This is a genomic window from Sphaerothrix gracilis Ecp01, from assembly GCF_030405905.1.
GTDB lineage: Bacteria > Cyanobacteriota > Cyanobacteriia > Phormidesmidales > Phormidesmidaceae > Sphaerothrix > Sphaerothrix gracilis.
Window position 1 is genome coordinate 59,125 of record NZ_JASATW010000001.1, and the last position, 12,661, is coordinate 71,785.

A 12,661-nucleotide genomic window follows, 5' to 3' on the forward strand; every position below is an offset into this window, starting at 1 on the left:
GTCGAAAGGAAGTTGCCCAGAATGCCCAAGCTAGAACAGCGATTTGACTACGTCAAAATCGGTTTAGCTTCTCCAGAGCGAATTCGCCAGTGGGGAGAGCGTACGCTACCCAACGGCATGGTTGTGGGAGAAGTCACTAAGCCAGAAACGATTAACTACCGTACGCTAAAGCCTGAAATGGATGGCCTCTTTTGTGAGCGCATTTTTGGGCCGGCTAAAGACTGGGAGTGCCACTGCGGTAAATACAAGCGGGTGCGCCACCGGGGCATTGTCTGTGAGCGCTGCGGGGTTGAGGTGACTGAGTCGCGAGTGCGGCGTCACCGTATGGGCTATATCAAGCTGGCTGCACCCGTAACTCACGTTTGGTATCTCAAGGGCATTCCCAGCTATATGGCTATTTTGCTGGATATGCCGCTGCGAGATGTCGAGCAGATCGTTTACTTCAATGCCTATGTTGTTTTAGATGCGGGCAATGCGGAAAATCTCTCCTATAAGCAACTGCTGACCGAAGAGCAGTGGATGGAGATCGAAGATCAGCTTTATGACGAAGAGTCTCAGCTGGTGGGCATTGAGGTCGGCATTGGTGCTGAAGCGCTGAAGCGCCTGCTAGAAGATCTCGATCTAGAAGGTGTGGCTGAGCAGCTCCGGGAAGATATCACCACCGCTAAGGGACAAAAGCGAGCCAAGCTGATCAAGCGGCTGCGGGTGATTGACAACTTTGTGGCAACCGGCTCGCGGCCTGACTGGATGGTACTGGACGTCATTCCGGTGATTCCGCCGGATCTGCGGCCTATGGTGCAGCTTGATGGCGGTCGCTTTGCCACTTCTGACCTCAACGATCTCTATCGCCGGGTCATTAACCGCAATAATCGCCTAGCCCGCCTGCAGGAGATTTTGGCTCCTGAGATTATCGTTCGGAATGAAAAACGGATGCTGCAGGAAGCGGTAGACGCCCTGATTGATAACGGTCGTCGCGGTCGCACTGTCGTAGGCGCGAACAACCGCCCGCTCAAGTCTCTTTCAGACATTATTGAGGGTAAGCAAGGGCGATTCCGCCAAAACCTACTGGGTAAGCGCGTAGACTATTCCGGTCGTTCGGTCATTGTTGTTGGTCCTAAACTGAAGATTCATCAGTGTGGCTTACCGCGCGAGATGGCGATCGAGCTGTTTCAACCTTTTGTTATTCACCGTCTGATTCGTCAGGGTTTGGTGAATAACATCAAGGCGGCGAAGAAGCTGATTCAGCGCAATGATCCCCAGGTTTGGGACGTACTAGAAGAGGTGATTGAGAGCCACCCCGTGATGCTCAACCGAGCACCGACGCTGCACCGTCTGGGAATTCAGGCTTTTGAACCCATTCTGGTAGAGGGGCGAGCGATTCAGCTTCACCCGCTGGTCTGCCCGGCTTTCAACGCTGACTTTGACGGCGACCAGATGGCGGTGCACGTACCGCTCTCGCTAGAGTCTCAGTCTGAAGCCCGGCTGCTTATGCTGGCCTCTAACAACGTCCTATCTCCTGCGACGGGACGACCGATCATTACGCCTAGCCAAGACATGGTTTTAGGCTGCTACTATCTCACGGCTGAAAATCCCTATCAGCAGAAGGGAGCGGGACGCTATTTTTCCAGCATGGAAGACGCCATTATTGCCTATGAGCAGGGACTAGTAGATCTACACGCTAAGGTTTGGCTGCGATTTGACGGGCCCGTCGAGACAGACAGCTCTGAAACCTTAGTCAAAGAAGAAAAAGGCGGTGACGGTATTGTCATGCGGGAGTACAGCGATCGCCGGGTGCGCGAAGACGCTGAGGGCCAGATCATTTCTCAGTACGTGCGAACGACCCCTGGCCGCATCATCTACAACAAAACTATTCACGACGCATTAGCTAGCTAACGCAAACCGCTGAAGTGGCTTGTCTAGAACAATACCTTTGAACAGAACAGAGCGAAGGGCAAGGAAATAAAGATGTCAGAGCAGCAAGGTTCCAAGCAGTCTACTCCCATACTGTTTCGCAATCGAATAATTGACAAAAAGCAGTTGAAAAAGCTTGTCACCTGGTCGTTTGCCAACTACGGCACGGCCCGGACAGCGCAGATGGCTGACCTGGTAAAAGATTTAGGCTTCAAGTACGCTACGCGGGCCGGGGTGTCTATCAGCGTAGCTGACCTGCAGGTACCTCCCAAGAAAAAGGAAATGCTGGAGGCTGCCGAAGAAGACATTCGTGCCACGGAAGAGCGCTATACGCGAGGGGAAATCACCGAGGTTGAGCGTTTCCAAAAGGTAATTGATACCTGGAATGGCACCAGTGAGGAGCTGAAGGACGAGGTTGTTCGCAACTTTAAATCCAACGACCCGCTGAACTCGGTCTATATGATGGCTTTTTCTGGGGCGAGAGGTAACATTTCCCAGGTGCGCCAGCTAGTAGGAATGCGCGGTCTGATGGCCAATCCGCAGGGAGAAATCATTGACCTACCCATTAAGACCAATTTCCGTGAGGGTTTGACAGTCACTGAGTACGTCATCTCCTCTTACGGTGCCCGCAAAGGTCTGGTTGATACGGCGCTGCGAACAGCAGACTCTGGCTATCTCACCCGCCGTTTGGTGGATGTGTCCCAGGATGTGATTATTCGCGAGCTGGACTGTAATACTGAGCGAGGCATTCCCCTCACCAGCATGACTGACGGCGATCGCGTGCAGATTCCGCTCCAGGATCGCCTGCTGGGCCGCGTACTGGCTAAAGATGTGCTTCATCCCAAAACGGGTGAGGTGATTGCTGAGCGCAATCAGGACATCTCAGATGATCTAGCCGAAGTGATTGCCCAGGCTGGTGTAGAGGAACTAGAAGTTCGTTCAGCTCTGACTTGTGAAGCGGCCCGTTCAGTCTGTCAGCACTGCTATGGCTGGAGCCTAGCCCACTCGCATATGGTGGATCTAGGTGAAGCGGTAGGCATCATCGCGGCTCAGTCCATTGGAGAGCCGGGTACCCAGCTCACCATGCGGACGTTCCACACCGGGGGCGTCTTTACCGGCGAGAAAGCACCTGAAATTTTTGCTAAAGCTGACGGTAAAGTTAAGTTTCCGGAAAAACGGCTGAGAACGCGGGCGTTTAGAACCCGGCATGGGGATGACGCCTTTGTAATTGAGTCTAAGAGCGCCGATATCAAGGTGGAGACAGACTCCGGCAAGAACCAGAGCTTCGGTCTGCCGCAGGGAGCCACCCTGTTTGTGCGAGACGGTGAAGCGGTGAAGAAAGGGCAGCTCCTAGCCGAAATGCCTTCTATGAGCCGGGTGCGTAAGGTTACCGAGAAAGCCAGTAAGGACGTAACCTCTGATCTGTCGGGCGAAGTCCTGTTTGACGGTTTGCAGCAGGAAGAGAAGAAAGACCGGCAGGGCAACACCACCCGCCTAGCCCAGCGAGGCGGTCTACTTTGGGTGCTTTCTGGCGAAGTTTATAACCTGCCGCCTGGTGCTGAACCCGTGGTGAAAAACGGCGATCGCATTGATGCAGACGGCATCATTGCCGAAACCAAGCTGATTACCGAGCGCGGCGGCGTTGTGCGACTGCCCCAAACCTCGGATGGCAAAGGAGGCCGTGAAGTTGAGATTATAACTGCTTCAGTTCTGCTTGATAAAGCTGAAGTCAAAGTTGAAAGCGGTCAGGGCCGCGAGCACTACGTAATCGAAACTTTTGGTGGTCAGCGATTTTCGCTCATTGCCACACCGGGCACCAAGGTCGGTAACGGTCAGGTGGTAGCGGAGCTAGAAGACGATCGCTATCGCACTCACACCGGCGGTATTCTCAAATACTCCGGGGTTGAGGTGGCTAAGCGCGGTAAAGCCAAGCAGGGTTATGAGGTCGTTCAGGGCGGTACCTTGCTTTGGATTCCCGAAGAAGCCCACGAGATCAACAAGGATATTTCTCTACTGCTAGTAGAAGATGGCCAGTATGTTGAAGCGGGCACCGAAGTTGTCAAAGACATTTTCTGCCAGAGCAACGGCGTCGTAGAAGTCACTCAGAAAAATGACATTTTGCGAGAAATCGTGATCAAGCCAGGGGATCTGCACATGGTAGATTCCCCCGAAGATGTCATGGACAAGGACGGTACGCTATCAATGGCTGGCGAAGAAGTCATGCCGGGACTCACTATTGATGATCTGCGCTATGTCGAGTACGTAGAATCGCCTGAAGGGCCAGCGCTGCTACTGCGCCCAGTCACGGAGTTTACCGTACCCGACAAGCCGTCTGTCCCCAGCCAAGACTCCGTTAGCGATAGCAGCGATAGCGCTATTCGCCTGCGGGCCATCCAGCGAATTCCGTTTAAAGATGGCGAGCGGGTTAAGTCGGTTGAAGGACTTGACTTAGTCCGGACGCAGCTACTGCTAGAAATTGATGAAGACGCGCCTCAGCTGGCGGCAGATATTGAGCTGGTAGCTGACGAATCAGATTCAGAGGTAATGCGCCTGCAGCTGGTGATTTTAGAGTCTCTAGTGATTCGCCGCGACATCATTGCCGATCAGACTCAGGGCAGTACTCAAACCCGTCTGCTAGTTGAGGATGGCGAGCAAATCGAGCCGGGCGCCGTCATTGCCAGAACTGAAATTCAGTGCAAAATTACTGGAGAAGTTCGCGGTATCCGCGAGGGCGTTGAGGCTATTCGCCGGATTCTGGTGGTTCGTGATGAGGATCTAGTTGAAGTGTCTACCGGGGATCACTCACCCTCTGTCACCAAGGGCGATCTAGTTGTAGCAGGATCTGAGATCGCCGCCGGTGTAACTGCTGAAGAATCAGGGCAGGTTGTCAATACAACGGGTTCAACCATTACCCTGCGCATTGCTCGCCCCTACCGCGTTTCTACAGGTGCCGTTTTACATATTGAAAATGGCGACCTAGTACAGCGAGGTGACAACCTGGTGCTGCTCGTATTTGAGCGAGCTAAAACCGGAGATATTATTCAGGGTCTACCGCGGATTGAAGAGCTGCTAGAAGCCCGTAAGCCCAAGGAAGCCTGCCTCCTGGCTGAGCGACCCGGGGAAGCCCAGGTGGTCTACAGCGACGATGAAACGGTTGAAGTGAAAGTGATTGAAGGGGACGGTGTCGTCACTGAGTACCCGATCAGCCCTGGACAAAACCTCTTGGTTTCAGACGGTCAAATGGTCAGTACGGCTGAACCTCTAACGGACGGCCCTGCCAATCCTCACCAGATCCTAGAGGTCTTCTTCAAGTTCTACTCTAGCGAAGGAATGGGCACCCACGAAGCGGCGCTGCTGAGCCTACAGCGGGTCCAAAACTTCCTGGTGAATGAGGTTCAATCTGTTTATCAATCCCAGGGGATTGATATTGCCGACAAGCACATTGAAGTCATTGTGCGACAGATGACCTCTAAGGGTCGGATTGATGATGGGGGTGATACCACCATGCTGCCTGGGGAACTGGTAGAGATTCATCAGGTTGAGCAGGTGAATGAGGCCATGTCTATCACCGGCGGCGCTCCGGCTGAATACACGCCGATGCTGCTGGGAATTACCAAAGCCTCACTCAATACCGACAGCTTCATCTCGGCAGCTAGTTTCCAAGAAACGACTCGGGTACTGACAGAAGCGGCGATCGAAGGCAAATCTGACTGGCTGCGAGGTCTAAAAGAGAACGTCATCATCGGTCGCCTCATTCCAGCAGGTACGGGTTTCAATGCCTATGAAGAGGCTACTTCAACCGATCTCGATGCCTCGCTGGAGAATGCGCTGCTGGACGATGGCCTAGATCTGCAAGATGTTGTGCTAGACGATCAGACGGCTCGCTCCTATAAGCTAGATCCTGGCATGGACGGGCTTTCTGAGGACGGACAGCGTCGCTCTCCTAACGGCTATTCGGCGCTGCTAGATGACGGTGACGGTCTGATTGATGATCAAACTGAGTTAGGCTAGGTCACTGATTTAGTCAGCCGTTGATCTGCTGTCAGCACTAGGACGGTTTATTTAGAGGGAATGGCGGAAGCCATTCCCTCTTTCTATAAGCTTTTCGTAGAGCGTTTCTAGTCCCTGGGTATTTTTGCGAATGTCGAATCGATGCTCAACTTGCCTGCGGCCCTGCTGCGCCATTGTTTGCCTCAGACTGTCGTTATTAAGCAGGGTAAGCAGGAAAGTCGCGATCGCCGATACATCTTTTTCAGGCGTTAAGAATCCGGTTTGCTGGTGAGTTACCGCCTCTGGAATGCCTGCATGTAGTGAGCTAACCACAGGCAGTCCCATCGCCTGCGCTTCTAGAATGACGATCGGCAGTCCCTCAGAATCGCCTTGCTGGCCAGTGATGCTGGGAGCCGCTAGCACAGCAGACTGATTCATCCAGCTCCGCACTTTTTCAGGCGGCTGCACGCCTAAAAAGCGATAGTTTTTGAGACTTCGAGCTGCGAGAGTTTCTAGAGCCGAGCGCTGATAGCCATCGCCAATCACCACCAGCTGACAGTCTGGACGCTCAGCCTGCACCTGAGCCATTGCTCGAATCAAATACTGGCACCCTTTCTTCTCAACTAGGCGACCCACAAATAAGACAACGGGCTGGCGCCGAATATCAGGATTGGGCGTTAGCTGCTCCAAATCGATGCCAATGTAGTGAACCTGAATTTTCTCTGGCGGACAGCCGCGTTCAATGAGGCGATCGCGAATAAACTGGGAAACGGCAACAATTTGATCGGCTTGGCGAAATAGGCAGGATTGCCGCCGACAAAACAGGGTGGGATAGAAGCGTTCGCGGTGGATTAGCGACGTGAAGCCTGCTAGCTGAGCTGGGGCCGGGTAGGGCAGACTCACCTCTGCGGTGGCATAGTAGCCGTGGAAGGTGACAACAAGCGGAACGTGGAGCTGTCGGGCCAGAGGCAGTGCTAAAGCGCCGTCGAGGCCAAGATGAGCATGAATGAGCTGAGGTGAGTAGGCTTTGATGCGCTGCAGCCAGTAAGGATTGATAATCCCCCAGCGCATGTAGAGATTTTTCCAAAGCTTGAAGCGCTTAACCGACTGATCTAGAACAATCTGGTGCTCCTTGGGCAGCGGAAAGCAGGATTTGGTAACTGTTGTGGTACCGACATAAAAGCCTCTGTACCGCTGGCAGTGATTCACCTGAGCTGGAATAAAAGTCTCTGAGTAGGGCAGAATCTGATCGCGAAAAATAACAATCGATGACTGCATGAAGCTCGAATGGCTAGCTTTCCTCTATTTACCCATTTAGAGCAGCCAAATCGACAAAGCCTTAATAATTGGCACTAGCTGCTCTCTCAAAAAGCAACGCCTCTCCTTCCCAAACAAGCATTCCCAATATTTTGTCAGGCTAGAGGCGGTACAGGTGATCTCATAGCGTCGTCTCCCCCCCACGGCCCGGCAAAATGTTTATCCTGGATCAGAGCTGTTAATCATTTTCGCTGAGCAATCGCCTGCAATTTTGCCTATGCATCGTCGCCAGTTTCTGAGTTTGACCACAGCAGCGGCGGCAACCGTTTTACTGTCTCAGTGTTCTCGGCGATCGCCCCGCATCACAGCGCCGCAGCGTTTCGTTAGCCAATCAGGGCTATTGGAAGCTGAGCTAACGGCTCAGACAGCGGTAGTTACTGTGGGGGGGCGGCGGGCAACTCTGCTGAGCTACAACGGGCAGGTACCCGGACCTCTGCTGGCAGCGCAACCTGGAGATACCCTGCGGTTGCACCTTCACAATCAGCTTCCCCAACCCACCAATTTGCACTATCACGGGCTGCATATTTCGCCGTCGGGCAATGCCGACAACGTGTTTCTGCATGTGCCGCCGGGGGAAAGTCTGACCTATGAGTTCACGCTGCCACCCGATCATCCAGCAGGGCTAGCCTGGTACCACCCCCACCAGCATGGACTGGTAGCTGAACAGATTTTTAGTGGCTTAGCTGCGCCCATTTTGATTCGAGGCGGCTTAGATGAGCTACCAGAACTGCAGGCGGCGACGGAAGCGCTGCTCGTGCTGCAGGATTTTGCTCTGAATCGGCGGGGAAAAATTGTGCCCCCCAACCCTATGTTTCAGCGCTGGGGCCGTCAGGGTGACCTAATTACCGTTAACGGGCAGCACCGACCACGGCTAACGCTGCCCGCTGAGGGCCTCTTGCGGTTGCGACTGCTCAACGCTTCAGCCTCTCGCATTTATCGGCTAGCGCTCAATCAGCATTTAATGCATCTAATCGCAACAGACGGCAGTCCTTTGGCAATGCCGATCTCCCTTGATGAGCTAATCCTAGCCCCCGGCGAGCGGGCAGAAGTGCTGATTCAAGGCGACCAAGAACCGGGGGAATACGCCCTGATGAATCTTCCTTACGATCGCGGCATCATGGACATGATGGGCGGCATGGGGATGAGGGCAGAGAACGTCACAGACGAGCCGCAGCCGATCGCTCAGATCAGCTACGGCGATCGCGTTAAGCAGCCACAGGCAGTCCCTCAGCAGCTTTTAAACGTTGAACCGCTGCCAGAACCGCAAGTTCAAAGAGAATTTGTGCTTGATCACGGCATCGATCACCGCACCGGGGCCCCCTTTTTAATCAACGGTAAGGCGTTTGAACCAGGCCGAATTGACACCCAAGTTCAGGTAGGTAGCGTCGAAGACTGGCGCATCATCAACCGGGCAGGCATGGATCATCCCTTTCACCTTCATACCAATCGGTTCCAGGTGGTGAGCCGCAACGGTCAGCCCGTCACAGACTTAGCCTGGAAGGACGTGGTTTCAGTGCCTGCCTACGAGGAAGTGGTGATTCGCATCCGCTTTGAGGACTATGCGGGCAAAACTGTCTATCACTGCCACATCTTAGACCATGAAGATCAGGGCATGATGGGCATTATTGAGATGCAAAGTTCTAGTTAGGTCGCACCCGCATCAGCGCCTGACCGAACTCGACCGGCTCTGAGTTTTCCACCAAAATCTCAATGATTTCCCCAGAAATCTCCGCCTCTAGCTCGTTCATCAGCTTCATCGCCTCAATAATGCAGACAGTCTGCCCGCTCTGAATGCGATCGCCGACATCGACAAAAGGCGGCTCTTCGGGGGCCGGAGCGCGGTAAAAAGTGCCCACCATGGGCGAGGTGATTTCCAGCAGGTTGGGATCGGGGGCAGGCGATCGCTCTGGGGCAGGCTGGGCTGCCGGGGCCGGAGAACTATCAGGCAGGGGGGTCGGCGGCGTGGCACCGTTACCCGTCAAGCCGCTTTCTGAAAGCACCACTGCTGAACCAACCGCCGCCTGTTTCCGCAGCGTCAGCTCAAAATCGCTGCTTTTTAGAATCAGCTCAGCAATGTCTGTTTGATTTAGTGCAGCCACCAGTTCACGCAGTTCGCCAAAATTTAAATCCACTTAGTTAAACCCCATGCCTACAGCCGTTTTATTGCTGGAAAAATTAGTTTGATGTCTATCTGCCGCTATCAGGCTATTTTCAGCGTCAGCTATCAGCAGCCCATGCCGCAGCTATTCCCGTCCTAAATAGGAGTCATTGCGGGTATCAATTTTTATTTTCTCACCCACTGAGATAAACAAGGGCACCATTACCTGCGCTCCTGTCTCAACCGTAGCAGGCTTAGTCCCGCCTGTAGCCGTATCGCCTTTGACCCCCGGATCGGTTTCAGTAATTTCTAGCACCACCGAATTGGGTAGCTCAACTTCTAACACCTGATCGCCCCAGCGCACAACGCTGACTTCCATCTCTTCTTTCAGATACTTGACGCGATCGCCAATTTGCTCCTCTGAAAGCCGCGCTTCCTCATAGGTTTCCATATCCATAAAAACGTAGTCCTCAGCGTCCCGATAGGTATGCTGCATCGTCCGCTTTTCTAGCAGCGCTTGCGGCACCGTTTCACCGGCCCGAAACGTTTTTTCGACCACGCTACCGGACTGGACATTTTTCAGCTTCGTCCGCACAAAAGCCGACCCCTTACCGGGTTTGACGTGCAAAAATTCGACCACGCGCCACACCGACCCTTCTAGCTCGATTGTGGTGCCGGTGCGGAAGTCATTACTAGAAATCATGAGGGGGACTACCTTGGTTGCAACGAGAACAAACGCAGAACAATCGGCCCTTATTTTACCGCTCAGCGGGATTTTCCCCATACTTCTAGAGGGGAACACACTATGACAGAATCAGTAAAGCGCCCAACCGCCGGGTAACGTTGAATATTAGAGCAGTGAGTATGGTTTTCATCAAGCGTTGGCTTCAAGCAGCCTCTCTAGGTATCCTGCTGTTTGCAGGGCTTACCTGGATGAGTTCTTTTTCGGAAAAGGCTGAGAGCCTGGCAGCTCCGGCTGTTTCTATCAGCAATAGTTCTCAAGCGACGCCCACTTTGGTCAGCTATCTGCCGCCGGGCAATGCCATCACCGATGGCAAAGCGCTTCTCAGATATGCCCTACCCATTGAAAACGAAGAAATCCGCAAAGTTCAAGCAGATTTAGAAGAACTCTCGGAATGGCTGCGCAGTAAACGCTGGAGTCCTATCAAACGCAATATTGTCAAAGTTGAACGCATTCTTAACCGCCGTAGCGACAAAATCCTAGCGGCAGTGCCCGCCGCCAATCAGTCTCAGGCAAAGACTTTACTCAATCAGCTCCAGAACGGGCTGCAACCGCTGCGAGAAGCCGTTGAGGCTCAAGCTAAAGAGCGGGTCTGGCTGCGGCGCTCAGAGCTGCTAGATACCGTAGGCAAAATTGAGGAGCTAATGGTAGAGGGTTTCCCCTATGAGGTGCCCGCCGAATATAGCAGCTTGCCCCAGCTTAAGGGCCGCGCCGCCATTGAGTTCACGACCAATAAAGGCAGCATGATCGCTGTCGTCGATGGCTACAGCGCGCCCGTCACGGCAGGCAATTTTGTCGATTTGGTACAGCGCGGCTTCTACGATGGCTTAGAGTTTATCCGGGCCGAAGACTACTATTTTCTGCAGACCGGCGACCCGGAAGGGCCAGCGGAAGGGTTCATTGATCCGAAAACCAACGAGTATCGAGCTATTCCCCTGGAAGTTTTAGTGAAGGAAGATGAGGAGCCTATTTATGGCGCTACGCTTGAGTCTCTAGGCCGCTATATGGACGATCCGGTATTGCCCTTTTCGGCTTTTGGTACCTTGGGTATGGCTCGTCCTAGTAACGATGTCAATGGTGGGTCTTCTCAGTTCTTTTTCTTCCTGTTCGAGCCAGAGCTAACGCCAGCGGGCCTTAATCTGCTAGATGGCCGTTACACGGTGTTTGGCTACGTAGTTGAAAATAAAGAACTATTAGATGACCTGGGCGAAGGCGATCGCATTGTTTCTGCCAAAGTAATCGAGGGTTTAGACAACTTGGTCACGCCAGCTACCTAGGCTGTATCAGCGTAACGCCTCCTCTGCATTTTTTACGCTTTTGCCCTCTACTTAGCGCGATCGCCTCTAGCTGCAGTGTTTGTAGGCAGTTGGGGGCGATCGCGTTTAGATGAGCGCATATAGATGCCGATTGGTAAAAAGCGGCCTTTAACCGACTCAGGCAGTAAACAGCAATGGCAATGGCGTCTCTAAAATCACCCTGCAGCGCGCAGGTGAGGTGGAACCGTTCTGAGGCTTCGCTTTGGCTCAGGCAAAAACGTGCATCCCTTTCAGACCAAAGCAATAGGCTAGATGAGGGATGAGGCTTCAATCCTGGTTGGCCTAAATACTGTCTAGCTAAGAAAGCATAAAATAGTAAGTAAGGAATGCTCAGACAAGACAAGCAACGCAATTTTCGCTGATGCGAACTGAAGATATCCCCATTCAATTGATTCACCGCCCCCTTTTGTCGCAAAACGACCCGGATAAAGTGAGAGCGCTGATGGCTTCCATTCAGGAAATTGGGCTGCAGGAGCCGATTGACGTGCTGGAGGTGGAGGGACAATACTACGGCTTTTCTGGCTGTCATCGCTACGAAGCCTGTAGCCGCTTGGGTCACGAGACGATTCGCTGTCGCGTGCGCAAAGCCCCTAAGTCGGTTCTCAAACTGCATTTGGCTTAACAGTTTTCAACGGATTTGACGATGATTCAGGGCGATCGCACTGCCGTGCTGCGCCAACTCATGCAGCAGGCCGATATTTCTAGCTTCAAAGCCCTGAGTCAGCAGGCTCAGGTTTCCCAATGGCAAGTGCGCCAACTGCGGCAGGGAAAAATTGCTCAGATGCGCTTGCAGGTTTTGTTGCAGCTTGCTACGGCGCTGAGGTTGACCCTGCCTGAACTGCTAGCGGATTTCTCGCTCGTGACTACCGCGACAGAGAGCGACCAGGTAGAGCAAGGAGATCAACCAGTCTTAGCGCAAGAATATCAGCGACTGCAAAAGCAGTTGGCCCAGCAGCAGCAGCAGCTAGAGCAAAAATTTCAGCAGGATAGCCTCAATACTTTAGAATCCTGGCTTTTAAGCTGGCCGACAGCCGCTTATGCCGCCCAAAACAACCCGCAAATTCCGGCGACGCGCCTCATTCCCCTAATGCGCCCCCTGGAAAATTTACTAGCAGACTGGGGAATTGAGGCGATCGCCCCCGTAGGCGCAGAAATACCTTACGATCCCCAACAGCATCAGCTGATTGAAGGGAGCGCCCAGCCGGGAGATTTGGTTAAGGTGCGCTACACCGGATATCGCCAGGGGGGCAAGCTGCTGCATCGAGTGAAGGTTAGCCCGGCGTAGTT

Annotated in this window: 7 protein-coding genes and 1 pseudogene; 5 read left to right on the forward strand and 3 right to left on the reverse strand. The window is 53.4% G+C overall.

Annotation, left to right across the window (positions count from 1 at the left end; translation table 11 throughout):
- Positions 1-81: 81 nt before the first annotated feature.
- A pseudogene (locus tag QJQ48_RS00325) lies at positions 82-5,922 on the forward strand (DNA-directed RNA polymerase subunit beta').
- Between the two features lie 51 nt (positions 5,923-5,973).
- On the opposite strand, the gene QJQ48_RS00330 reads toward QJQ48_RS00325, so the two are convergent.
- The gene (locus tag QJQ48_RS00330) at positions 5,974-7,179 is read right to left on the reverse strand and encodes a glycosyltransferase (RefSeq protein ID WP_346289180.1); all 1,206 of its coding nucleotides are present in this window, start codon (positions 7,177-7,179) and stop codon (positions 5,974-5,976) included.
- Between the two features lie 256 nt (positions 7,180-7,435).
- Between QJQ48_RS00330 and QJQ48_RS00335 the strand changes: the two genes are divergently transcribed.
- Entirely contained in the window at positions 7,436-8,866 is a 1,431-nt protein-coding gene (locus QJQ48_RS00335; protein ID WP_346289181.1) for a multicopper oxidase family protein, read from the forward strand.
- Here the strand turns inward: QJQ48_RS00335 and accB are convergent.
- Together accB and efp are read right to left on the reverse strand one after the other, a co-directional pair.
- Positions 8,859-9,350, reverse strand: a complete 492-nt coding sequence (gene accB, locus QJQ48_RS00340) for an acetyl-CoA carboxylase biotin carboxyl carrier protein (RefSeq protein ID WP_346289182.1) — start codon at positions 9,348-9,350, stop codon at positions 8,859-8,861. The two genes, QJQ48_RS00335 and accB, sit on opposite strands and share 8 nt — an antisense overlap.
- 111 nt (positions 9,351-9,461) lie before the next feature.
- Complete coding sequence (gene efp / locus QJQ48_RS00345; protein ID WP_346289183.1) at positions 9,462-10,019, reverse strand: elongation factor P; 558 nt, start codon at positions 10,017-10,019, stop codon at positions 9,462-9,464.
- A gap of 230 nt (positions 10,020-10,249) precedes the next feature.
- Between efp and QJQ48_RS00350 the strand changes: the two genes are divergently transcribed.
- The 3 genes from QJQ48_RS00350 to QJQ48_RS00360 all read left to right on the forward strand — a co-directional run bounded on the left by QJQ48_RS00350 (position 10,250) and on the right by QJQ48_RS00360 (position 12,659).
- Complete coding sequence (locus tag QJQ48_RS00350; protein ID WP_346289184.1) at positions 10,250-11,335, forward strand: peptidylprolyl isomerase; 1,086 nt, start codon at positions 10,250-10,252, stop codon at positions 11,333-11,335.
- Positions 11,336-11,735: 400 nt separating this feature from the next.
- Positions 11,736-11,996 (forward strand): ParB N-terminal domain-containing protein, encoded by a 261-nt coding sequence (locus QJQ48_RS00355; protein WP_346289185.1) that lies wholly within the window; start codon positions 11,736-11,738, stop codon positions 11,994-11,996.
- Between the two features lie 21 nt (positions 11,997-12,017).
- Positions 12,018-12,659 (forward strand): helix-turn-helix domain-containing protein, encoded by a 642-nt coding sequence (locus QJQ48_RS00360; RefSeq protein ID WP_346289459.1) that lies wholly within the window; start codon positions 12,018-12,020, stop codon positions 12,657-12,659.
- Positions 12,660-12,661: the final 2 nt, after the last annotated feature.

Bases quoted from the DNA above. Each gene is read 5' to 3' on its own strand.
- QJQ48_RS00330 (WP_346289180.1), bottom strand. From the start codon at position 7,179: ATGCAGTCATCGATTGTTATTTTTCGCGATCAGATTCTGCCCTACTCA.
- QJQ48_RS00335 (WP_346289181.1), top strand. From the start codon at position 7,436: ATGCATCGTCGCCAGTTTCTGAGTTTGACCACAGCAGCGGCGGCAACC.
- efp (WP_346289183.1), bottom strand. From the start codon at position 10,019: ATGATTTCTAGTAATGACTTCCGCACCGGCACCACAATCGAGCTAGAA.
- QJQ48_RS00350 (WP_346289184.1), top strand. From the start codon at position 10,250: ATGAGTTCTTTTTCGGAAAAGGCTGAGAGCCTGGCAGCTCCGGCTGTT.
- QJQ48_RS00355 (WP_346289185.1), top strand. From the start codon at position 11,736: ATGCGAACTGAAGATATCCCCATTCAATTGATTCACCGCCCCCTTTTG.
- QJQ48_RS00360 (WP_346289459.1), top strand. From the start codon at position 12,018: ATGATTCAGGGCGATCGCACTGCCGTGCTGCGCCAACTCATGCAGCAG.